The organism is Brevibacterium sp. MGP-B1 (assembly GCF_057766545.1).
The window spans coordinates 1,233,011-1,255,260 of sequence record NZ_CM173407.1 but is presented as its reverse complement, the minus strand read 5'-3'; the positions used below and the strand labels follow the sequence as shown (position 1 = coordinate 1,255,260).

Annotated in this window: 21 protein-coding genes; 15 read left to right on the top strand and 6 right to left on the bottom strand. The window is 64.5% G+C overall.

What is annotated here, in order from left to right:
* Positions 1–18 precede the first annotated feature (18 nt).
* Positions 19–393 carry an FKBP-type peptidyl-prolyl cis-trans isomerase gene (locus AC3CD9_RS05835; protein ID WP_025778366.1) on the top strand — a complete coding sequence of 125 codons (375 nt, stop codon included), beginning with the start codon at positions 19–21 and terminating at the stop codon, positions 391–393.
* 141 nt (positions 394–534) lie between these two features.
* Here the strand turns inward: AC3CD9_RS05835 and AC3CD9_RS05830 are convergent, their stop codons facing one another.
* Positions 535–1,668, bottom strand: coding sequence for a DUF3866 family protein (locus tag AC3CD9_RS05830; protein ID WP_488366750.1), 1,134 nt, complete (start codon positions 1,666–1,668; stop codon positions 535–537).
* Between the two features lie 40 nt (positions 1,669–1,708).
* Here AC3CD9_RS05830 and AC3CD9_RS05825 point away from each other — a divergent pair, with 40 nt between their 5' ends.
* The 5 genes from AC3CD9_RS05825 (at position 1,709) to AC3CD9_RS05805 (ending at position 7,525) form a co-directional block, all read left to right on the top strand.
* Complete coding sequence (locus AC3CD9_RS05825; protein ID WP_488366748.1) at positions 1,709–2,731, top strand: helix-turn-helix transcriptional regulator; 1,023 nt, start codon at positions 1,709–1,711, stop codon at positions 2,729–2,731.
* Complete coding sequence (locus AC3CD9_RS05820; protein ID WP_488366747.1) at positions 2,715–3,602, top strand: WYL domain-containing transcriptional regulator; 888 nt, start codon at positions 2,715–2,717, stop codon at positions 3,600–3,602. The genes AC3CD9_RS05825 and AC3CD9_RS05820 overlap by 17 nt, the downstream gene beginning before the upstream one ends.
* An 86-nt stretch (positions 3,603–3,688) precedes the next feature.
* The gene (tatA, locus tag AC3CD9_RS05815; protein ID WP_488366745.1) at positions 3,689–3,973 is read left to right on the top strand and encodes a Sec-independent protein translocase subunit TatA; all 285 of its coding nucleotides are present in this window, start codon (positions 3,689–3,691) and stop codon (positions 3,971–3,973) included.
* Between the two features lie 56 nt (positions 3,974–4,029).
* On the top strand, positions 4,030–4,812 hold the full coding sequence (tatC, locus tag AC3CD9_RS05810) for a twin-arginine translocase subunit TatC (protein WP_139467433.1): 783 nt from the start codon (positions 4,030–4,032) through the stop codon (positions 4,810–4,812).
* Positions 4,805–7,525: a DEAD/DEAH box helicase gene (locus AC3CD9_RS05805; protein ID WP_488366744.1), complete on the top strand. Its 2,721-nt coding sequence runs from the start codon at positions 4,805–4,807 to the stop codon at positions 7,523–7,525. Before tatC ends, AC3CD9_RS05805 begins: the two co-directional genes overlap by 8 nt.
* A 54-nt stretch (positions 7,526–7,579) precedes the next feature.
* Here the strand turns inward: AC3CD9_RS05805 and secA2 are convergent, their stop codons facing one another.
* Together secA2 and AC3CD9_RS05795 are read right to left on the bottom strand one after the other, a co-directional pair.
* Positions 7,580–9,841, bottom strand: coding sequence for an accessory Sec system translocase SecA2 (gene secA2, locus AC3CD9_RS05800; protein ID WP_488366743.1), 2,262 nt, complete (start codon positions 9,839–9,841; stop codon positions 7,580–7,582).
* A gap of 42 nt (positions 9,842–9,883) precedes the next feature.
* Complete coding sequence (locus AC3CD9_RS05795) at positions 9,884–11,587, bottom strand: 5'-3' exonuclease H3TH domain-containing protein (RefSeq protein WP_488366741.1); 1,704 nt, start codon at positions 11,585–11,587, stop codon at positions 9,884–9,886.
* A 76-nt stretch (positions 11,588–11,663) separates the two neighbouring features.
* Here AC3CD9_RS05795 and AC3CD9_RS05790 point away from each other — a divergent pair, with 76 nt between their 5' ends.
* Positions 11,664–12,590, top strand: coding sequence for a metal-dependent hydrolase (locus AC3CD9_RS05790; protein WP_488367509.1), 927 nt, complete (start codon positions 11,664–11,666; stop codon positions 12,588–12,590).
* Between the two features lie 277 nt (positions 12,591–12,867).
* Positions 12,868–13,626, top strand: a complete 759-nt coding sequence (locus AC3CD9_RS05785) for a polyprenol monophosphomannose synthase (protein ID WP_488366740.1) — start codon at positions 12,868–12,870, stop codon at positions 13,624–13,626.
* Between the two features lie 128 nt (positions 13,627–13,754).
* Here AC3CD9_RS05785 and AC3CD9_RS05780 read toward each other — a convergent pair whose 3' ends face one another.
* A complete protein-coding gene (locus tag AC3CD9_RS05780) occupies positions 13,755–14,096 on the bottom strand; it encodes an RNA polymerase-binding protein RbpA (protein WP_098731087.1) in 342 nt (113 codons plus the stop codon).
* A 111-nt stretch (positions 14,097–14,207) separates the two neighbouring features.
* The gene (locus tag AC3CD9_RS05775; protein ID WP_488366739.1) at positions 14,208–14,972 is read right to left on the bottom strand and encodes a glycerophosphodiester phosphodiesterase family protein; all 765 of its coding nucleotides are present in this window, start codon (positions 14,970–14,972) and stop codon (positions 14,208–14,210) included.
* Between the two features lie 56 nt (positions 14,973–15,028).
* Between AC3CD9_RS05775 and AC3CD9_RS05770 the strand changes: the two genes are divergently transcribed.
* On the top strand, positions 15,029–15,352 hold the full coding sequence (locus AC3CD9_RS05770) for a hypothetical protein (RefSeq protein ID WP_488366738.1): 324 nt from the start codon (positions 15,029–15,031) through the stop codon (positions 15,350–15,352).
* 256 nt (positions 15,353–15,608) lie between these two features.
* Positions 15,609–16,412, top strand: coding sequence for a septal ring lytic transglycosylase RlpA family protein (locus AC3CD9_RS05765; protein WP_488366737.1), 804 nt, complete (start codon positions 15,609–15,611; stop codon positions 16,410–16,412).
* A 29-nt stretch (positions 16,413–16,441) separates the two neighbouring features.
* On the opposite strand, the gene AC3CD9_RS05760 is transcribed toward AC3CD9_RS05765, so the two are convergent.
* Complete coding sequence (locus tag AC3CD9_RS05760; protein ID WP_488366736.1) at positions 16,442–17,377, bottom strand: helix-turn-helix transcriptional regulator; 936 nt, start codon at positions 17,375–17,377, stop codon at positions 16,442–16,444.
* 63 nt (positions 17,378–17,440) lie between these two features.
* Between AC3CD9_RS05760 and AC3CD9_RS05755 the strand changes: the two genes are divergently transcribed.
* The 5 genes from AC3CD9_RS05755 to AC3CD9_RS05735 all read left to right on the top strand — a co-directional run bounded on the left by AC3CD9_RS05755 (position 17,441) and on the right by AC3CD9_RS05735 (position 22,249).
* Complete coding sequence (locus tag AC3CD9_RS05755; RefSeq protein WP_488366735.1) at positions 17,441–18,427, top strand: SDR family oxidoreductase; 987 nt, start codon at positions 17,441–17,443, stop codon at positions 18,425–18,427.
* A gap of 104 nt (positions 18,428–18,531) precedes the next feature.
* Positions 18,532–19,890: a flavin monoamine oxidase family protein gene (locus tag AC3CD9_RS05750; RefSeq protein WP_488366734.1), complete on the top strand. Its 1,359-nt coding sequence runs from the start codon at positions 18,532–18,534 to the stop codon at positions 19,888–19,890.
* Position 19,891: 1 nt separating this feature from the next.
* Positions 19,892–21,415, top strand: coding sequence for an APC family permease (locus AC3CD9_RS05745; RefSeq protein WP_488366733.1), 1,524 nt, complete (start codon positions 19,892–19,894; stop codon positions 21,413–21,415).
* Positions 21,412–21,819, top strand: coding sequence for a helix-turn-helix transcriptional regulator (locus AC3CD9_RS05740; RefSeq protein WP_139467216.1), 408 nt, complete (start codon positions 21,412–21,414; stop codon positions 21,817–21,819). The genes AC3CD9_RS05745 and AC3CD9_RS05740 overlap by 4 nt, the downstream gene beginning before the upstream one ends.
* Positions 21,820–21,829: 10 nt before the next feature.
* Positions 21,830–22,249, top strand: coding sequence for a VOC family protein (locus AC3CD9_RS05735; RefSeq protein ID WP_488367507.1), 420 nt, complete (start codon positions 21,830–21,832; stop codon positions 22,247–22,249).
* The last annotated feature ends 1 nt before the right edge of the window (position 22,250 follow it).

Here is a 22,250-nt window from a genome sequence, read left to right as displayed (position 1 = left end):
CGACACCAGGAGGAACACATGAGCAAGCAGAAGCCCGAAGTCGATTTCCCCGGCGGAGACGCCCCGACCGAGCTCATCATCACCGATGATGTGATCGGCACCGGCGCCGAGGCGGGACCCGGTGACACCGTGAGCGTGCACTACGTCGGAGTCGCCCATTCCACGGGCGAGGAATTCGACGCCTCGTACAACCGCGGCACCCCGCTGGAGTTCCGTCTCGGATCCGGAATGGTCATCTCCGGCTGGGACCAGGGCATCCAGGGCATGAAGGTCGGCGGACGCCGTACCCTGCAGATCCCGCCGCACCTGGCGTACGGCGATCAGGGCGCGGGCGGAGTCATCCAGCCCGGAGAGTCGCTGATCTTCGTCTGCGACCTCGAGAACGTGCGCTGAGCATCAGCCGGATCATCAGCACACGCTGATTCTGACTGCGACGACTGTGGCCGGGTTCTTCGGAACCCGGCCACATCTGTCTTCCCGGGCGCGGAGGGGGATTGTGCGTGGAAGCGGCGGTTGCCTGTGTGTTCGCCGCGGTCAGCGGCGGGCGAGCCCGGCGGCGCAGCGTCCCGCGGCGGCTGCCGCGAGGAACGAGGCGGCATCGGCGGACAGCTTCCTGCCCATGGTCGACAGACGCACAGGTGAGGTGCGCAGCGCATCCCACAGCCCGGTCAGATCGACATCGACGAGATCATGCATCTGCAGCCGAGCCAGCTGCTCGGCCACGGTCTCGGCGACGACTCCGGGATCCGGATCCATCTCGGCTCGTTCCGCCTCGGCGAGGGTGGAGAAATCGGGCACCGGTACGGTCATCCCCGGTCGTGCGATCTCACTCAAGGGCGTCAGCGAATGATGGGAAATACCGAAATGGCGGCCGCGAGCATCGGCGTTCGACATCCGCAGCAGACCGATCGGATGCCCGCCGAGCAGAGCGGCGGCATTGAGGTGCTCTCCGGTGACCAGTCCCGAATAGCCGTACTTCGTGCCGGTGCCCAGGTTCCCTGGCCCCTGAGCGACGATGGTGATATCGGCACCCATCACGTGTTTGGCCGCGAGCAGTCCCGTGTGGATGGTCACCGCTTCGAGATCTCCGCCCCAAGCCTGGCCTGTGCTGATCACGCCCTGAAGCCAGCCGGCGTCCTTGAGCCCGGCGACGGCCTGAGAGAACGGGGCCGGCAGAGCCGCACCATCACTGAGCACATAGGTCACCGACAACGACGGGTCGACGGCGCGGATGCCGGCGAGCACCGCGGGCAGAGCCGAATGCAGATCGGCCACGACCACCGGCATGCTACCGAGGCTGTCCGCCTCGGCGAGGGTGGAATGGTGCTGCGACTCCTGATCATCGACGCCGAGGACCATCGTCTGCAACGGCGAATAGCGGTCCTTGACCAGATGTCCGGGGCCGTCCGGGGGATCTGCCGGCAGCGCATCGGGTAGGGCGACGATGAGACCGAAGCCCCCGGTGCCCAGGCGCTTCGCAAGCGCCGAGACATTGACGATGACGTTGTCCTGGCTCTGCGGTTGCCCGACGGCATCGGTGTAGGCGACCGCTCGGATGGATCTCACATCGGTGCCGGGCACGGCCTCGTCCAGTTCGACCTCGACCTCTGTGTATCCTGGCCGGGTGGAGCGAATCGCTGCGACGATTCCTTTGCGCCAATGAATCATGGTCCCAAGACTATCGCCCGGCTTAGGTTACGGTGGAATCGTGAATACACCCCGCACCAGCAGACAGAGACAGCAGACCGAACGTCTGATGAATCTGCTGATCGCCCTGCGCGCTTCCCGCGGCTGGGTGTCGCGCAAAACGCTGATGAGCGCCATCGACGGCTATTCCGGACTCGACGAGGTCGCCTTCGATCGCAAATTCTCTCGCGACAAAGAGCTGCTGCGGCACATGGGCATCACCATCGCCACCCGGGCCGAACACGATGCCTACGGTGATGTGGGGGAGACTGGGTATCGGATCTCGACCGCCGACTATGCGATGGGCGACGTCGATCTCACCCCCGCCGAGGTGGCTGCCGTGACCGTGGCCGCCGCGTTCTGGTCGGAGACCGAACTCGGGGAGTCCTCGGCTCAGGCGCTGACGAAGCTGCGTGCTCTCGGCATCGACCTCGGCCAGTCCGCCGCCGGACCGGGAACCGTCGACCCGGGCACCGCCGCGCATCGGCTGGCCAGCGCGAACTTCGCCACAGCTCTCCACCACATCAACGCCCGCGAAGCCGTCGGTTTCCGCTACCACAAACCCGGCCAGAGCGTGAGGAAAGTGCGTCTGGAACCCTATGCGCTGCTCAGCCGGGGTGACCGCGTCTACCTCTTCGGCTTCGACCTCGATCGCGAAGCTCGCCGCACCTTCCGGCTCTCCAGAGTCGAGGGCGGGATCGCGAAGCTCAGCGGCCGTGAACCCGGAGACTATGAGATCCCCGAGGACTTCTCTCCGCAGCTGGCGCTGCAGTCGAGTTCCGAGATGGCCGTCGTCGCCGAGGCGACGCTGCGCATTCGTGCCCATCGGGCCGATCCGCTGCGCCGTCGACAGATCCGCAGCGATGGAGACGACGTGATCATCGGGTATTCCGACGTCGAGGGCCTCGCCGCTGAGATCGTCGGCTTCGGAGACGCCGTCGACGTGGTCGATCCGCCCGACCTCGTGCGTGCCGTCGACCGCCGGCGCGAAACGATTCGGGACTCGCTCAACCGCTTGGGAGGCGCCAGTGTCCTCAGCGCGTGAACGCCTCACCCGGCTGCTCAGCCTCGTGCCCTACCTCGATGCGCATCCGGGAGCGGACCTCGAAGAGACCGCCGCCTATTTCGGCATCGACTCCGACACCCTCATCGACGATCTGCAGCTGCTCTTCGTCACAGGTCGCCCCGGACATATGCCCGATGATCTCATCGACGCGTCCTGGGAGGGCGGGCAGATCTTCATCTCCAATGCCGAAGAGGTCTCCGTGCCAGTGCGGCTCAGCGCCGAGGAGGCAGGAGTCCTCGTGCTCGCGCTCGATATGCTCTCGTCCCTGCCCGGGCTCGATTCCGAAGCCGTGGCCACAGCAGCATCCAAGCTGCGTGCGGCGGCAGGAGAGAATCTGCGCACTGCTGTCGATGTCAGCCCGATCGATGCCGACGAAGAGCTGCTGACCGCTCTGCGACAGGCTGTCGAAGAAGGCACGGCGATGAGCATCGACTACTACGTCGGTTCCCGCGACGAACTCACGACCCGGACCATCGCCCCGACCCGGCTCGTACCCGGTGCTGACTGGTACGTCGATGCCTGGTGCTACTCGGCCGGAGCTGCACGCCGCTTCGCACTGGGACGCATCCGGTCCTGGGAACCGGCGGCGCATCCGCCGATGTCGGTCAGCGAAGCGACGACGAGCTCATACGAAGTTACCCTCGGACTCGCGGCCGCGGGAGCATGGCTGGCAGATGAACTCGACGTGACGAATCGCGAGTACCTCGACAGTGGTGACACGAGCGTGCGCATCCGCCTGGTCGTGCATTCGGTGGATTGGCTCAGTCGCTTCCTGCTCTGTCATGCCGATGTCATCACCGAGATCGACGATACCGAAGCCGTAGCGGCCGCCCTGCGCAGGCTCGGCTGAGACGAAGACCGCGCCCGGATGTGGATGAAAGGCTCAGCCGCAGCGCGTAGAATCATCTACAGCATCAACAATCCAAGGAGCTCCCCATGAGACCAAGTTTCGTGCAGATCGCGATCGTGATCCTCATCATCGTGATCATCTTCGGCGCACCCAAACTACCGCAGCTGGCCCGAAGCCTGGGACAGTCGATGAAGATCTTCAAGTCCGAAGTCAAGGATCTGCGCGGTGACGAGGACGAATCCGGCAAGACCACCGAGCCGGGAGCGCTCAACCAGAACTCCTCGACCGATTCCACCACGGCCACCGGTGAGACCGCCGGAACCGAGGAGTCGCGGCGAGAGAAGCAGGACCCGCAGTCTCACGAGAAGTGAAAGAGAACAGTCAGCGGAAGCCATCTCGATCACGGAAGAGCAATCCTGAGAAGAAGATGCCTGTCGTCGGGCACCTCGTCGAGTTGCGCAATCGCGTCATCATCTCCGCCATCGCCATCGCCCTGGGTGCGGTGGCAGGCTGGTTCCTCTACGACCCCGTCCTCGACATCCTCCAAGAGCCGATCCGGACGATCCGTGACAACGGCGGACGGATGGCCGAGATCAACTTCGCCGGAGTCGCCTCGCCCTTCGACCTGAAGATCAAACTCTCGTTCTTCATTGGTCTCTTCCTCTCCTGCCCCATCTGGCTCTATGAGGTCTGGGCATTCATCGTCCCGGGACTGAAGCGCAAGGAGAAGCTGTACTCCCTCGGATTCCTCGGGGCGGCGATCCCGCTGTTCCTGGCCGGGTCGACCATGGCGTTCTTCGCATTGCCCAATGCGGTCAAGGCACTGACCTCGTTCACCCCCGAGGGCGGCACGAACATCATCCCGGCACAGGACTACCTGAGCTTCGTCATGATCATCATCGTCGTCTTCGGACTCGCTTTCGTCCTGCCGGTGCTCATGGTGGGACTCAACATGCTCGGAATCCTGTCGGCGGAGAGGATCAAGAAGTCGTGGCGCATCATCGTCATGCTCGTCTTCCTGTTCGCCGCGATCGCCACCCCGACTCCGGACGCCATGTCCATGTTCTTCCTCGTCATCCCCATGATGACCTTGTTCTGTCTGGCGTGGGTGATCTGTGTCTTCAATGATCGCCGACGTAAGAAGCGCCTCATCGCGCAGGGACTGTGGGTCGACGAGGACGAATTGACCGACGAAGAGAAGAATGACTGACCCTACGCCGCTTTCGACCGACACTTCTGCCGAGGAACCGCTGAGTCCCTCGGCCGCCTATGCCGATTTCAAGGCGCGTGCGGAATTCGCTCGCACTCCCTTGGGACAGTTCATGGAGCGCACCGAGTTCGCCCTCGACGACTTCCAGATCGAAGCCTGCAGCCATCTGCAGGACGGCGAGGACGTGCTGGTCACAGCGCCGACCGGTGCCGGCAAGACGCTCATCGCGGAGTTCGCTGTGGAGCTGGCCCGCGGCGAGGGCAAACGGGTCTTCTACACGACCCCGATCAAGGCGCTGAGCAATCAGAAATTCAATGACCTCGCAGAGGTCCACGGGGCGGAGAACGTCGGGCTGCTCACCGGCGACACGTCGATCCGCCGTGATGCGCCCATCATCGTGATGACCACCGAAGTGCTGCGCAATATGCTCTACAACGACGTGTCTGGTCTCTCGGACCTCGGATTCGTCGTCCTCGACGAAGTCCACTACCTCGCCGACCGGTTCCGCGGACCGGTGTGGGAAGAGGTCATCATCCACCTGCCGGACCGTGTGCAGATGGTGTCTCTGTCGGCGACGGTGTCGAATGTGGAGGAGTTCGGGGCCTGGCTGCGTGAAGTCAGGGGACCGACGACGATCGTATCCACGAGCCACCGGCCGGTGCCGCTGGTCAACCACGTCCTGGTCGGCCACCGGATGTACGACCTGTTCACGCACAGCGATTCCGACCGCATCGATCCGGCACTCAACCACGCCACTCGCACACACGGGGGACCGCGGTCGAAGCGCGCACGTGCCACACGTGCCCGGTTCCGCCGTCCCAGCCGCACTCAGGTGGTGGCGTCTCTCGCCGAGGCGGCCATGCTCCCGGCGATCATGTTCATCTTCTCCCGCAATGGTTGCGATGAAGCCGTCGAACAGTATCTGAGCACGGGCACGGATCTGAATTCTCGGGAAGAGAAGACGATCGTCAATGCCGCTCTCGAGTCGCTGCGCGACGATCTCGCCGACGAAGACCTCGGCATTCTCGGCTATCACACCTTCCGTGAAGGTCTGCTGCTCGGAGTCGCCGCGCACCATGCGGGGATGATCCCGCAGTTCAAACAGCTCGTCGAGGAGCTGTTCTCGCAGGGAATCATCAAGGTCGTCTTCGCCACGGAGACGCTGGCACTGGGCATCAACATGCCTGCGCGCACCGTCGTGCTCGAGAAGCTCGTGAAGTTCAACGGCGAAGCACATGTGATGATCACCCCGGGGGAGTACACCCAGCTGACCGGACGAGCCGGTCGCCGCGGAATCGACCGCATCGGCCATTCGGTCGTGGTGTGGCACCCGACCATCGAGGTCAGTGAGCTGGCGGCCTTGGCCTCGAACCGCTCCTACGCACTGAATTCGGCGTTCGGGCCGACCTACAACATGACGGCGAATCTGCTGTCGCGAATGAGTTCGGACGAGGCCGCCAAGGTGCTCGAAACCTCCTTCGCCCAGTTCCAGGCCGATAAGGCCGTCGTCGGTCTGGCGCGGAAGGTGCGCAAGAACGAAGCCACGATCGAGGCGTACGAGAAGTCCATGCACTGCGATCTCGGTGACTTCCCCGAATACGCCGGACTGCGCCGGGCCACCTCGGACACCCAGAAGCAGGAGACCCGGACGAAGTCGCGGAACAGGCAGCGCGACATCGTCGAATCCCTCACCGCTCTCAAGATCGGCGATGTCGTCACGATGCCGGCCAAACGGGTCGGCGGTCGCGCAGTCATCATCTCTCCGATGAGCAACAAGGACGGTGTCTCACGACTGCCCACCGTCCTCACAGAGCAGGGCAAGGTGTGGCATCTGCGACCCCACGAGGTGACCGAACCCGTCGCCTCTCAAGGGCGCGTCCGAGTACCGAAGAAGTTCAACCACCGGCAGGCAGGCGACCGCAGGCAGCTGCTGTCCATCCTCGAAGCCGCCGTTGCCGACGGCAGGGTCGATGGGGAGGCCCATTGGGAATCGACCCGACAGCATCAGGGGGAGAACACCACTGTCGCCGAACTCCAGGCGCAGATGCGGGCGCATCCCTGTCACGACTGCCCGGACCGGGAACTCCACGCCCGTTGGGCCAACCGTGCGGACAAGCTCATCCGGGAGAACGATTCGCTCATCGCCCGGATCGAAGGCCGCACCACCTCGATCGCTCTGGTGTTCGACCGGGTCCAGGATGTGCTGCGCGGGCTCGGGTTCGATCCCGAGCACTCGACGATGCTGCGTCGGATCTACGGCGAACGGGATCTCCTGGTGGCGCTGACGATCCGCGCCGGATTGTGGGACAGACTCAATGAGCCGGAACTTGCGGCCTTCGCATCGATCTTCGTCTTCCAGTCGCGCAGGGACACCCTGACCGCGCATCGGGCACCCAGCGCCGACCTCAAGGCCGTCTGCGATGAATCGGAGACGATCTGGCGTCGACTCTTCCACCTCGAAGAACAGCATGCTCTGACCACGACGGACGAACCGGACCGTGGGCTGATCAGACCGATGTACCGGTGGACAGAAGGCAAAACCCTCTCGGAATCACTGCGGGGCAGCGATATCGCCGCCGGAGACTTCGTCAGATGGGCCAAACAGAGCCTCGATCTGCTCGGCCAGGTCGCTGAGGTCATCGATCCGGAGACCGCAGTGCGCGTTCGCCGCACCATCGAAGCCATACGTCGCGGAGTCGTCGCCGACTCCTGAGCATCACCGCGTCTGCGCTCTCCGGCCGGGGAGCGCAGACGCAGCGTCATCGTCTCAGCGACGGACTTTCTTCACGATGTTCTCGATATCGGAGCCGAACGCGTTCTCCGTCGTCAGGTAGGTCCACGTCGACGACGGACGTTTGAGTCCGTGCGACTCGAGGTCGATTCCCTCATCGGTGATCGTCGCTTCCTCGACCGTCGACTTCGAATCGTCGATGACATCGGACCAGAACGAAGAGAAGACGCGGATCGACTCGGTGTTGAACGCCTCATGCGGCTTCTCCCTGGCGAACGTGCGCAGGTGGATGCCCTCACGCAGATCGTTGAGGAAAGCGAGGTGATCGACCCAACGCGCGTCGAGGTGGAAGAGCATGACCTCTCGCAGCACCGAGTCCAACAGCTCATCGGAGTGGTCCTGCGCGATCTCATCTGCACGGTCGCCGAGCTCCTTGCGCAGCTGCTCGACGGGCTCGTCGTCCTTGCGGATCTCGGCTCGGCGCTCGAGGACGAGCTCGCGCTGTTTGGCCATGAGCTCATTGAAGCGCCAGGTGTCACGATGCAGTGCGGTGTTCTGTCCCTCAGCGATGCGCTGAGCGTGTTCGACGAGGCCGAGCGCGCGCTTGGATTCGATGAGGCCCGTCTCATCACCTTCGGAGACGAAGCGTTGGATCTCGGGAACCCTGGTGACCAGTTCGTCTTCGAGGCTGGTGAAGAACACGGATGTGCCGGGATCGCCCTGACGACCCGCGCGACCGCGCAGCTGGTCATCGAGTCGGGACGACGGATAGCGACCGGCACCGATGACGAGGAGGCCCCCGGCGTCAGCGACCTCGTCGTCGGCCAGTCGGATGTCCGTGCCGCGGCCGGCCATCTGCGTCGACACCGTCACAGCACCGGGTGCACCGGCTTTCGCGATGATCTCTGCTTCCCGGGAATCGTCCTTGGCATTGAGGACGGCGACGTCGATTCCGCGTTCGGTCAGCCGTTCGGCCAGCGACTCGCTCTCGGCCACCGAGGAGGTTCCGATGAGAACGGGACGGCTGCGGGCGTGATGGTCGGCGACCTCCTCGACGATCGCTCGTTCCTTCGACTCCTGATAGGTGAACAGGCGGTCTGGTTCGTCGACGCGGATCACGGGCAGGTGCGTGTCGATGGGCACGATCTCCAGCCCATAGAATTCGCGCAGATCGTCCCCGACGGCCAGGGCGGTGCCGGTCATTCCGCAGACGGTCCGATATCCGTGGATGAGCTCTTCGACCGTCATCTGGTCGAGGATCTCACCGCTGTCGGTGGCGTCGAGGCTCTCCTTGGCTTCGACCGCGGCTTGGAGTCCGTCCGGCCAGCGCTGGAGCTCGGCGACGCGGCCTCGGGACGAGGAGATGAGTTTGATCCGTCCATCGACGACGAGATAGTCGACATCGCGCTTGACCAGCGCTCGGGCGTGGAGTGCCAGGTTGACGGCGGCGAGCGTCTCGGAGTCCTCTCCGAAGAGTTCGACGTCGAGTTCCTCCTCGACCCGGTCGACTCCGGCGTCGGTGAGTGAGACGGCATGCCTGTCGGCGCTGACCTCATAGTCGGTGTCCGGACTGAGCCGGGACACGAGCGCCGCGATCGCGGCATCGGTGTCCTGGACACTGGAAGAACCGGCGAGGACGAGCGGCACACGCGCCTCGTCGATGAGCACGGAATCCGCCTCATCGACGATGACGACATCGCGTTCGGGAACCCGCTGATCGGCATCCTCGGTGAGGAACCGGTCACGGAGGACATCGAAGCCGACCTCCGTCACCGAGGCGTAGACGACCTCGGATCGGTAGGCTTCACGGCGTTCGTCATCGCCCTGCGCGCCGGAGATCGCGGCTGACTTCACTCCGAGGAGGTCGAACAGGGGCTTCATCCAGTTGCGGTCACGGACCGCGAGGTAGTCGTTGACGCTGACGACGTGCACGCGTCGCCCCTGCAGCGCGTAGCCGGCTGCGGCCAGCGCACCGACGAGAGTCTTGCCCTCACCGGTGGCCATCTGTACGATGCTGCCCTGCAGCAGTCCGATGAGTCCGCGAAGCTGTGTGTCATAGGCGCGTTCGTCCAGAACCCGCTCACCGGCTTCGCGCGCCAGAGCGCAGTAGCGGATGAGCGTCTGCTGCTGGGTGCCCGAACCGAAGACCTCGCCGGCGGCCTCCGTGAGTTCGGCATCGCTGAGCTCGGAGAATTCGCGCCCGGCCGCGTCCAGATCGTCGACGGCGCGCTCGAACCAACCTGTCGTCTTCTCCGCATGAGAGCCGGGTCGGTTGAGCAGGCGAGAAAAGAATCCCATTGTCGTCCTTCATCGTTTGTACGTCGGTGTCGAGTCTAGCGTTCAGCAGATGGGCCACGAACCGTCGACGACGGCCTCGGCATTGCCCTTCTTCCGCAGCCAGGCCTGCAGCCCTGCCGCCTGTGAGCGCTTCCAATCGGCCTGTGCGGCCATGATCTCATCGTTGCTCATCGCGAAGATTTCTGTTGACTTTTCGGCCAATGCTCGGGAAATGTCCAGAGCGGCCAGAGCGTCGGCGGCAGCATCATGGGCGTCGAGGAGTTCGACGCGGTAGGTCTTCGCCGTCTCGATGAGCGTCCGTTTGCCCTTGCGGTAGGGATCGATGTGCTTGTCGACGACGAAGGTGTCGATGATCGTCGGGATGATCGAGGGGAAATCGATGTCCGGGCGGTGGCGGGCCACCTCGGCGGCCATCACACTGAGGTCGTAGACGACGTTGTGCCCCACGATGACGGCGCCTTCCTCTCTCAGTGCGGCGAATTCTGCGCACAGCTCGCTGATGACCTGGGTGGCGGCCGCTCCGTTGGCCTGAGCGAATTCGGTGGTGATGCCGTGGACCGCTCGCGCCGATTCGGGAATCTCGATCCCCGGATCGGCCAGCCACGTGCGCACCTGATCCGACGACTCGACGAAGGCGGCGGTGACGATGCGGGCGGTGGCCGGTTCGACTCCGGTGGTCTCGAGGTCGAAGCCGACGAGGCGCGACTGCGCCCACGGACCGGCAATCCGGCTCCGGGCTGTCGACGCAGCTGACTCGGCAGGCTTGGGTGGTGGGGACGCTGCCGCCGTGCGTCCAGGTGCGCCGAGGTGTGCGGATGCCGCACCGGCGGTGCCCGACACGGATTCGAGAGCACCGATGAGATTGTCGACGGAGCGGCGGATGTTCTGCCCCTCGGCCGCGCCCTCGACCGCGGTGCGGTCGCAGCTGTTCGGGATGGTGTCGAGGTCGATGCCGTGATCGACGTCGGTCAGGCAGCGCATGACCTCCAGGGTCTTGTACAGGGTCTCTTCGACCTCGATGATCGTTGCGGCTCGCTTCGGACTGAGCCCGCCGGTCTTCACCCCGGCCTTGGCGGCCTTGACGATCGATTCGAGGGAGCCGAAGTTCTCCAGCAGGGTCGCGGCGGTCTTCTCCCCGATGCCGGGTGCACCGGGAAGCCCGTCGGACGGATCGCCGCGCAGAGCGGCGAGCTCGCGGTAGCGTGCGCCGTCAGGCACTCCGTAGGCAGTCGGCAGGTCGGTCTGTGCCACGGCTTCCCACTCGCCGCCTTTCCGGGGGCGCAGTACGCTGACTTCGGCGGACGAGTCGAGCAGAGCCAGCAGATCGCGGTCGGGGGAGACGATGACCACAGGGGTTCTCGACTGGGCGGCCATCGTGGCGATGACATCATCGGCTTCGGTCCCGGCCACCTCGGCGATGGGAATCCCCGCGGCCGTGAGGACGCGGTTCATGATCGGCAGCTGCACGGCCAGCTCCGGTGGGATCTCCGTGCCGGCTTCCTCGTCCTTGACGCGTGCCGCCTTATACTCGGGCATGATCGCGGTGCGGAAGGCCGGACGCCAATCCGCGTCCATCGTCGCGATCACACGATCGGTGTCGAACCGGCGCACCATCTGGGCGACGGTGTCGAGCACCCCTCGTACGGCGTTGACCGGGTGACCGTCGGCATTGACGATCGAATCCGGCACCGAATAGAAGGCGCGGTAGTACAGGGCTGGAGTGTCGAGCAGAACCAAGGGCTTCACATCAGGTGACGATACCCGACCCTCCTGACACAGGTGTAGCCGCAACGGCCGACGGTGTAGCCTGTCGGCTGTGACTATGTACTTTGGTGGAGATGTTTACAGCAGTGTCGACCCGTTTGCGACGGCGCTGGGATATGCGGACGGCAAGGTCTCGTTCATCGGTTCCGATGAAGCGGCCAAGGCTCTGGACCCGGAGGCGATCGACCTCGGTGAGGACTTCCTCACCCCGGGTTTCGTCCACGCCGGGCTGATCGTGGACGACTCGGCCCCGTCGGCCGCCGACCTGTACGCACAGGGGTTCACCCATGTGCACGCGATCGGCACCGCCGAGGCGGTCGCCCGGTTCGCCGCCGACGCTCCGGAGGCACTATCGATCGTCGACTACCCGCAGCTGGACTCCGGTTCCGTTGGGCCCCGTCGCGCCTCGATCACCGCCGCTGACCTGCTCGGACTCGGGGAGCTGCCGGCGCTGAGCCTCTTCATCGTCGTCGCCTCGGACGACCGGCTCACCGAGGTGCTCGAGACCCTGCGGGCCGATGCCGCACATGCCCAACGCCACGGGTACCGTCTGCGCCTGGACTTCGCCGTTCCGGACGATCAGGTCCAAGCCCTCGGCCGCAGCGGAATCGCCATCACCCTCGACCCGGCTCGCCAGCAGCCCTTGGCACAGCTGCTCGCCGCCGGAGCGCAGGTGTCCTTCAGCCATTCCGAAACCTCGCCCTGGGCAGGAGTGCGGGATGCCGTCGTCGGCGACGGAGGAATCGGCGCCCGTGCGGCCTTCAACGCTGCGACCCGTTTCGCCCACCGGGCGGCCGGAAATCCCGAAGGCGGAGTGCTCGCCCCCGGTGCCGATGCCGATATCGTGCGCTGGAAGGTCGAACGGCTCGTCGTTCAAGTCGCCGATCCGCGCGTCGCGGCCTGGAGCACCGATCCGCGGTCGGGAACACCGGGGCTGCCCGAACTGTCTCCCGATGTGGCGCTGCCTACCCGGGTGGGACTCTGATCCGAAACCGACGCTTCGGTCTGTCCAGCCGACACGCCGATGGACTGAAAATCTCGGTTTTTCGGTTGAGCCTGTGACCTGCAGTTTCAGCCATCGGCCCAGGTCACAGCGATTTTGCAAAGTCTCTGTGAGCCACTAGATTCGACGTGAACATTCCGCTTGAAGTGGGATGGAGTCGGCACTCTCGTCAATAGATAACTCGCTGTCGCGGCAGCGTGGTCCGAAGGCGGGGGTGTCGACTCATTGTCTGGGGCGACTACCGCGTATCGTGGAACCCGTGCTTTCCAAGATTCTTGTCGTCATCCCCACCTTCAACGAACGTCTCGCCCTCCCCGTAACATTGGCCGGACTGTTCGAGCAGCAGCCCGAAGTCGACGTCCTCATCGTCGACGACAGCTCTCCCGATGGAACCGGCGAGTGGGCCGATGAGCAGGCTGAGAAGGATCCCCGCATCAACGTCCTCCACCGCAGCGAGAAGTCAGGCCTCGGAATGGCCTATATCGCTGGATTCGAATGGGCATTGGAACGCGACTACGAGATCATCTGCGAGTTCGATGCCGACGGTTCTCACCGCTCGCTCGATCTGGGGCAGCTGCTCGACGCCGCGGCAGAAGGGCGAGGGGACCTCATCATCGGCTCACGGTGGGTGCCTGGCGGAGAGATCGTCGATTGGCCGAAGTCGAGATACTTCCTCTCCCGCGGCGCGAACGTCTACGTCAACGCCGTCATGGGGCTGGGGGTCAAAGACGCGACCGCCGGTTTCCGCGCGTACAACCGCGCGGTTCTGGAGGCACTCGATCTCACCGATGTGCAGTCGCAGGGATACTGCTTCCAGATCGACATGACCTACCGCACCGTCGAGGCCGGTTTCCGCGTCGCCGAGGTGCCCATCGTCTTCGTCGAACGCGAGCTCGGTGAATCGAAGATGAGCGGCTCGATCATCACCGAAGCGTTCACGAAGGTCGCGGGTTGGGGGCTGAGTCGCCGCCGCAGTCAGCTGCGCCGCCTGCTGACCCGCTCCACCCCCACCACCTAACCAACCCCTTATTGCTACCTGACGGCGGCCCAGCAACCTCGCGCGAGGTTGCTGGGCCGCCGTCAGGTAGCAATAAGGGGTGCAGGTCGGTTGACCTGCACCCCTTGTGTGCTCTTGTTGCGGCTGATTCAGCTCTGGGCCGGAACCTCACCGCGACGGATTGCGAGGCGCTCGTCGAGGAGCACCTGGAGTTCGTCGAAGGATCGGCGTTCCAGGAGCATGTCCCAGTGGGAACGCACATGCTTGACGGGCTCGCCATCGGGTTCGTTGACTCCGACGCGGACGCCGATGCCGTGGATTCCCGAATCCCAGGTTGAGGGGACTTCGGCTTCGATGGAGAACGGCACCTTGAAGCGGGTTCCGTCTTCGCATTCGAATTCGACCATCTGGCGGGGTGCCGGCTCGACGCCCTCTTCGGTTTCGAGGCTGCGCGAGCCCAACTGTGTTCCGCGGAGACTGCGTTCGCTCATATCTAAGACCTTCCGACTCGACTGCACACCTTGGACGCAATGCAACAGTCTACCGTGCTCGAATATTCCTCGCCGACCGGGAGTGATCCATTCCTCGACCGGAATCTCGACTCAGCCGTGTCGGCCAGCGAGCACGTCGAGGCCGAGCTCGACATCATCGGTGACGATCCCGTCGACTCCGAGGTCGAGCAGCGACCGCATCGTCGCCTCGTCGTTGATCGTCCAGACGTGGACGAGCAGTCCTGACCGGTGAGCCCGCGCTACGAAGTCGGTAGTCACCACAGGGACCCGTCTGAACGAGACCGGAACCTGGAGGGCGTCGGCTCCGGGCGGGAGGGGAGCAACCCCATGATCGGGAATTCCCGGCAGCCGACCGAGGGCGAAGAGGGCGGTCTCCGTCGTTCCCGTCGACGTCCGCACACCGGGCAGAGCTATACGCAGCCGTCGGAGCGTTGCGGAATCGAAGGAAGCGAGACGGATTCGGTCGGCGGCATGGAAATTGTGAACGAAGCGGATCATCGGCCCGATGCTGTGGGCGGCCTTGACATCGATGTTCCATCGCACCTCCGGCAGTGCTTCCACCAACGCCTCGAGGCGGGGGAGTCGACCGCCCGCGGGGAGTTCGATTTCGTCGAGCTCGGCTGCCGGCAGTTCGCGAATGGTGTGGGACAGCCCGGCGATGCGATTGAGGTCGGCATCGTGTGCGGCGAAGAGGATGCCGTCAGCGGAGGCGTGGACATCGGTCTCCATCCACTCGACTCCGGATGCCGCCGCGGCGGCGAAGGCCTCGAGGGTGTTTTCACTCATCCCCGGCCAGAGGCCGCCTCGGTGTGCGATGATCTCTGGGTCCGCGATGACCTCCCGCTGGGAATTCATGGTCCAATCCTAACCAGGGTGTTGATTTCACCGAGGCTGTGTTCAAGGATGGAGCCATGAGCTCACACCGCGAACCCATCGAACCCGACGACGTCATCGACGCGACCGCGAAGACCCCGACCGAACGCGCCCGCCGAGCCGCCGGACGCGCATACAGCGTCGCGAGCACCGGTGTGAAGAATGTGCGTGAGGCGACTTCGACCTCCCGCCTCATCGAAGCCACCGAGAACGGCGTCAACCGTGCACTGGGAAGCGTTTCCCACGCGATCGATGATGCTGTGCGCAGCGGCAAGGTCGAACGAGCCTTTGATCGGGCGCAGGAGACCGTGACGACAGGAGCCGAAGGCGTCCGGAAGCTGGTGACGCGCAAGTCCCGCTGACCATCACCGGCTCGCCAGGACCGGCTTGCGTTTCTCGCACCCGTCGAGGTTCCGAGGACCAGCGGTGCACGGACATGCTGTCGTGAGCAGACTCTCATCGATGTGGCACACCATTTCGGTGTGCCACATTGCTTTTGTAACAGTTCCTTAACTAGAATCTGTGAAGATAACGATCAGATAACTTGGAGTTTCTCCTCGAGCGCACTGCTGCGAGAGGTCTTCCCATTGCATCTCCGAGTTGCCGAGACACTCTCTGATGACGACGAGGAACACCACTGTGGGCAGACACTCAGCACCGAGCACCAAGAAGACCGGGTCGATCTTCTCAGCGCTGACGGCGAAGAAGAAGACCGGACGCCACGCACCGACCGACCGCCAGAACACCGCCGGGGGAGTGCTGGCAGCAGTCCGCACCCGTCCGGTGCTCTCCGCCTTCATCGTGCCGACCGCCGCAACGGCAGCCGTCGTCGCTTCGAGTCTCGCAATGGTGCCCAATGATTCCTCCACGGGCGGCCAGGTCGTGGCCGAAGCGCCGGCCGAAGCCCCCGCCGTCGCCGTCTCCGAACCGACGAAGGCCGCGGATGAATTTCTCGCCAAGGCGAAGAAGCAGGCCAAGGAGAAGCCCGCAGAAGTCACGATCGACACCCATATCGAGACACCCAGCCCCGAGCCATCGAAGACCGCAGACAAAGAGGACGAGGGCTCGACCGGCGGCGGGTCCGCGGATGAGAACGACGGACCGTCGAACTCCGGTAAGTCGGCCGGCGAATCCGGCAGCTGCCCCATGTCCTACTACGGCGGCGGTGACGGATTCGACGGGAAACAGACCGCAAACGGCGAGATCTTCGATACGAACAAGCTCACCGCGGCCCATAAGACCCTGCCGTTCGGCTCCAAGGTGAAGATCACGAACAGCGCGAACGGAAAGTCCGTGACGGTGCGGGTCAACGACCGCGGCCCTTACCACGGCAATCGGTGCTTCGACCTGTCCAAGGCCGCCATGGAGGCCGTCGGCGGCGTCGGTGCCGGGCAGATCAACGGCAAGTACGAAGTGCAGTAACGCGGACGGTGAGCTGCTGACTGCTCACGTCACCCATTGAGCTCCGCCGCGGCCCGTGCATGATCGTACAGGTGGCGGCGGAGCTGTTTTGGTGAGATGACTTCGACCCCGGGCACGGTGACGATCTGGCTGACGGCCACCTCGGCGGGTTCCATGGGAAGGTCGATCTCGATGGTGTCGCGATCCGTCCGCCCCGAGTCGATGGCGTCCTCGGTGAGTCGGCCCGGAATCGCGCGCTTTAGGTCGTCGATCTGGGCCACGGGCAGCCGCAGTCTCACGAGTATTCGACGAATCGAAGCGTCGAATTCAGCCTGCGCCCCCGTCCAGTAGTCCGCGAGGTCGAAAGAAGGCGGGGGAGTGCAGTGGATGAATCGCAGCTCGGCCGAGCCGATCCGTGAGACTCGATACGTTCGGGGACTGCCTCCCGGCGGCTGCGCCGCGAGATACCAGCGACCGGCCTTGACGACGAGTCCCAGAGGCAGCAGTGTGCGCGATCGCAGACCGTTCCGTCCGCGATATGTGACCTGCAGTCCCCGCTGAGTGCGCAGTGCGGTGACGATGGTGTCGAGCTGCTCGGGATCCTCCTTGGCCATGAACCAATCCGGCCCGTCGACGAGGATGAGCTGCGAGAATGCCGATGACGATTCGGTGAGGACTTTCGCTCGGGCCGTGGCCAACGCGGACGAGAAGCCGAGATCGGCCGCGGCAGGGGAGCCGATGAGGAGGGAGTCGAGTTCGTCCCGCGTCAGACCCGCCACAGGCGAGACCCAGTCGCCGAGGAGGCTGATCCCGCCGCCGGGACCCGCCTCGGTGATGACGGGAACGCCCATCCGCGACAGCTCACCGAGGTCACGGTAGATCGTCCGCTCGGTGACCTCGAGACGTCGCGCGAGATCGGATGCCGTGATCGGCCGAGAACGCGCACCGAGGATGACGATCTCCGAAACGAGGCGAGCAGCTTTCATAATTCCGAGAATAATGAAGGACACTGACACGAGATGTCAGTGGAAGCCGATGAGACTGGTCCCATGAATACACCGACACCGGAATCAGCTCCCGCCGCCGACCCCGCCGACTTCGCTCCGGTCTCCCAACGTGCGCTGAGCGGCAAGGTCGCCCTCGTCGCCGGAGCCACCCGAGGAGCCGGCCGCGCCATCGCCCGTGACCTCGCACGCGCCGGCGCCTTCGTCCACTGCACCGGCCGATCGACCCACGGGCGTCCCTCCGACTACGGACGCACAGAGACGATCGAAGACACCGCCGCCCTCATCACCGACGAAGGCGGACAGGCTGAAGCCCACGTCTGTGATCACCTCGATCCGGCCCGGATCTCACAAGTGATTCGCCAGATCGAAGCCGACCACGGTCGTCTCGACATCCTCGTCAACGACATCGGGGGAGAAGCCTACGTCGAGTGGGGCGCACCGTTCTGGGAGACCGAACTCGATACCGAGATGCGCTTGTTCCGGGCGGGGCTGCTCACTCACCTGCACACCGCACATGCCGCCCTGCCCCTGCTCACACGGAACCCGGGCGGTCTCCATATCGAGATCACCGACGGCACCGCAGAGTTCAACGCGAGCCACTACCGGGAGAATATCTTCCTCGACCTCACGAAGACGGCTGTGAGCCGACTGGCCTTCGGACTCGGCCACGAACTCGACAAGGTGGAAGCGACAGCGGTCGCCATCACCCCCGGTTGGCTGCGATCGGAGATGATGCTCGATCACTTCGGCACCACAGAGGATGACTGGATGCGCGACTCGCTCGACGAAACCCGCACCGAACCGCCACGCGATTTTGCGATCTCCGAGACGCCTCATCTGCTCGGTCGTTCCGTTGTCGCACTGGCCGCCGATCCCGACCGGCACAGCTTCAACTCGACGACGCAGGACACTCACGGATTGGCCGTCCACTACGGATTCAATGACCTCGACGGTTCGCGACCCGATTCGTGGAGCTTCATCACCGCCCTCGAGAACGACCCTGCGGCGGATCCCCGCGAGTTCCGCTGACCGCACGGGCGAGTGCGGATTCCGCACTTGCCGAATCCGTCTTGGCACGGGCCCGGGACCTCGTTAGTCTGAAGCCACCCCAATCGCTTCAGGAGGAGTTCGCCGTGTCCGCAGAAACCCGTGACGTCGTCATCATCGGAGCAGGCCCATCGGGCCTGAGCGCCGCCCGTCGGCTGCGGAAGGCCGGACGCAGCGTCATCGTGCTCGAGGCCCGTGACCGCGTGGGCGGCCGCACCTGGACCGAACACATCGACGGGCAGATGTTCGAACTCGGCGGCCAGTGGATCTCCCCGGACCAGACCGCGCTGCTCGCGCTCGTCGACGAACTCGGCAAAGAGACCTACCCGCGGTACCGCGACGGAGACAGCGTCTACATCGCTCCCAACGGAAAACGCACCGTCTACTCGGGAGAGATGTTCCCGGTGGGGGAGTCGACCCAGTCCGAGATGGAACGCCTCATCGGCATCCTCGACGAACTCGCCGCGAGGATCGGTCCGAATGCACCCTGGGATGCCGATGACGCTGCCGAACTCGACTCGATCTCCTTTCACCACTGGCTGCGCCAGCAGTCCGAGGACGAACTCGCCTGCGAGAACATCGGGCTGTTCGTCGCCGGCGGCATGCTGACCAAGCCCGCCACCACCTTCTCAGCACTCCAAGCCATTCTCATGGCCGCCTCGGCGGGATCGTTCACGAATCTCGTCGACGATCATTTCATCCTCGACCGACGTGTCGTCGGCGGGATGCAGTCGGTTTCGGTGCAGGTGGCCGAGGAACTCGGTGAGGACATCGTCCGTCTGCAGCAGCCGGTCCGTCGGATCGAATGGTCGGAGACCGGCGTCAGCGTTTCCACCGACGAGCTGACAGTCAGCGCAGGCCAGGCGATCGTCGCCGTTCCGCCGAACCTCTACTCGCGCATCAGCTATGACCCACCTCTGCCGAGGCTTCAGCAGATCTTCCACCAGCACCAGTCGATGGGGCTCGTCATCAAGGTCCACGCCACCTACGACACCCCATTCTGGCGCGAAGACGGTCTGTGCGGAACCGGTTTCGGCGCCTCCCGTCTCGTCCAAGAGGTCTACGACAACACGAACCACGGTGAAGAGCAGGGTACTCTCGTCGGCTTCATCTCCGATGTCAACGCCGATGCCATGTGGGCCCTGGACGAAGAGTCCCGCCGGACGAAGATCCTCGAAGCCCTCGCCGAGTTCCTCGGCCCGAAGGCACTCGACCCCCGAGTGTTCTATCTTTCCGACTTCGGCGCGGAGGAATGGACCCGCGGAGCCTATGCGACGAGCTACGACCTGGGCGGCCTGCACCGGTGGGGTCCGTTCCAGAACGACCCGGTCGGACCCATCCACTTCGCCAGCTCCGATATCGCTGCAGAAGGTTACCAGCACGTCGACGGAGCGGTGCGCATCGGCACCGCCACCGCCGAGAGGATCCTCGGCGAGAAGTCCTGAGATGAGCAGCACACAGCCGTCACCGTCGACGAACACGAGCGGACTGAGCTCGAAGGGACTCTCCGCCGGCAAGATCGGTGCCATCGGGGGAGCCGTCATCGGCATCTCCTGCATCGCTCCGGCCTATACGCTGACCTCGGGACTGGGTCCGACGATCTCCGAGGTCGGAGTGCACACCCCGGCCGTGCTGCTCATCGGCTTCGTCCCGATGCTGCTCGTCGTCTTCGGCTACCGGGAACTGAATACCGCGATGCCGGACTCGGGCACGACGTTCACGTGGGCGACCAGAGCGTTCGGGCCCTGGCTCGGCTGGATGGGCGGCTGGGGACTCGTCGCCGCCACCGTCCTTGTGCTGTCCAACCTCGCGGCCGTTGCCGTCGACTTCCTCTTCCTCCTCCTGTCCCAGGTGTTCTCCGATCCGTCCATAGCCGAACTCACTCGAGTGCTGTGGATCAACATCCCCGTGACGATCATCCTCACCGCCGCCGCGGCCTGGGTGTCGTATCGGGGAGTCGAAGCCACCGAGAAGCTGCAGGTGTGGCTGGTCGCCTTCCAGGTGCTGGCGCTGGGCTGGTTCGTCGTCGCCGCGATTGTGCAGGCGTCCAACGGCACCTCCTATGACCCGACCCCGGTGTCTCTCGACTGGTTCAATCCGCTGTCTGCCGGCGACTTCTCCACCGTCGCGGCGGCCGTATCGCTGTCGATCTTCCTGTTCTGGGGCTGGGACACGGTGATCACGATGAATGAGGAAGCGAAGGATCCGGAGAAGACTCCAGGTCGCGCTGCCATGCTCACGATCATCGCGATCGTCATCATCTACATCGCCTGTACGATCGCCGTCATCTCCTTCGCAGGAGTCGGCACCGAAGGGCTGGGTGCGGGCAACCCCGACAACCAGGAATCGATCTTCGCCTCACTCGCCGGCCCGGTCATGGGGCCCTTTGCAGTGCTCGTGTCCGTTGCGGTGCTCTCGTCTTCCCTGTCCTCGCTGCAGGCGACGATGGTCTCGCCCTCGCGGACGATCCTGGCAATGGGCCACTACGGGGCGCTTCCGGAGAAGTACGGTCGGGTCTCTCCCCGCTACAAATCCCCATCGGTCGCCACCGTCACCTCGGCGGGGGCCGCGATCATCTTCTATGTCGTCATGCGCCTGCTCTCGGAGAACGCTCTGTGGGACACGATCACTGCGCTGGGACTTATGGTCTGCTTCTACTACGGCATCACGGGTCTGGCATGCATCTGGTATTTCCGACGCAGCCTCTTCGCCTCGACCCGCACGTTCTTCTACCGGTTCCTGTTCCCGCTCGTCGGGGGCGTGACCCTGCTGATCATCTTCGTCACCACCGCAATCGACTCTCTCGACCCCGACTACGGTTCGGGATCCTCGGTCTTCGGCGTCGGACTCGTCTTCGTCCTCGGCATTGGGGTGCTGGCCCTGGGCGTGGTCATCATGATCTTCCAATCCGTCCGCCATCCCGACTTCTTCCGCGGCCGCACCCTGAAGCAGGGAGTCGACGAGGGGTGAACGAACAGCTGGTGGCTCTGCGCCGGGTCCGGGACCGCATCGACCGCGAGTTCGACCAGCCCTTGAGCGTGGAGGCCCTGGCCACAGGCGTGCACATGTCCGCCGGGCACCTCAGCCGCCAGTTCAGAGCGGCTTTCGGCGAGTCGCCGTATTCGTATCTCATGACGCGCAGGATCGAACGGGCCATGGCCCTCATCCGCCGCGGCGATCTCACGATCACCGAGATCTGCTTCACCGTCGGCTTCTCGTCCCTGGGCACCTTCAGCACTCGCTTCAGCGAACTCGTCGGACTCTCACCTACCCGTTACCGCGACGGGGTCGCCGCGGGCGAGCACCGGCTGCCGACGATCGTGGTGAAGAATGCACTGCGACCGGTCAGGAATCGAGAAGTCCCACCGAGCTGAGCAGTCTACGATTGCTGACATGGACATCTCGATCAACGCCAGCTTCCTGCCGCACACCGATGCGGAAGAATCCCTGACCTTCTACCGTGACATCCTCGGCTTCGAGCTGCGCCTCGACGTCGGTGCCGGACGCATGCGCTGGCTGACGGTGGGACCGGTTGGCCAACCCGACACATCGATCGTGCTCACCCCGCCCGTGTCCGACCCGACGATCAGCGACACCGAACGGGAGACAATCGAAAGACTCATCGCCAAAGGCAGCTATGCCGCGATCGTGCTCGCGACACCGAATGTCGATGCGGCCTTCGCCGAGGTGGAGGCCAAGGGCGCCGATATCGTGCAGGAGCCGATGGACCAGCCCTATGGTCTGCGAGACTGCGCCCTGCGGGATCCCGCCGGGAACATGATCCGCATCCAGCAGAGAGGCTGAC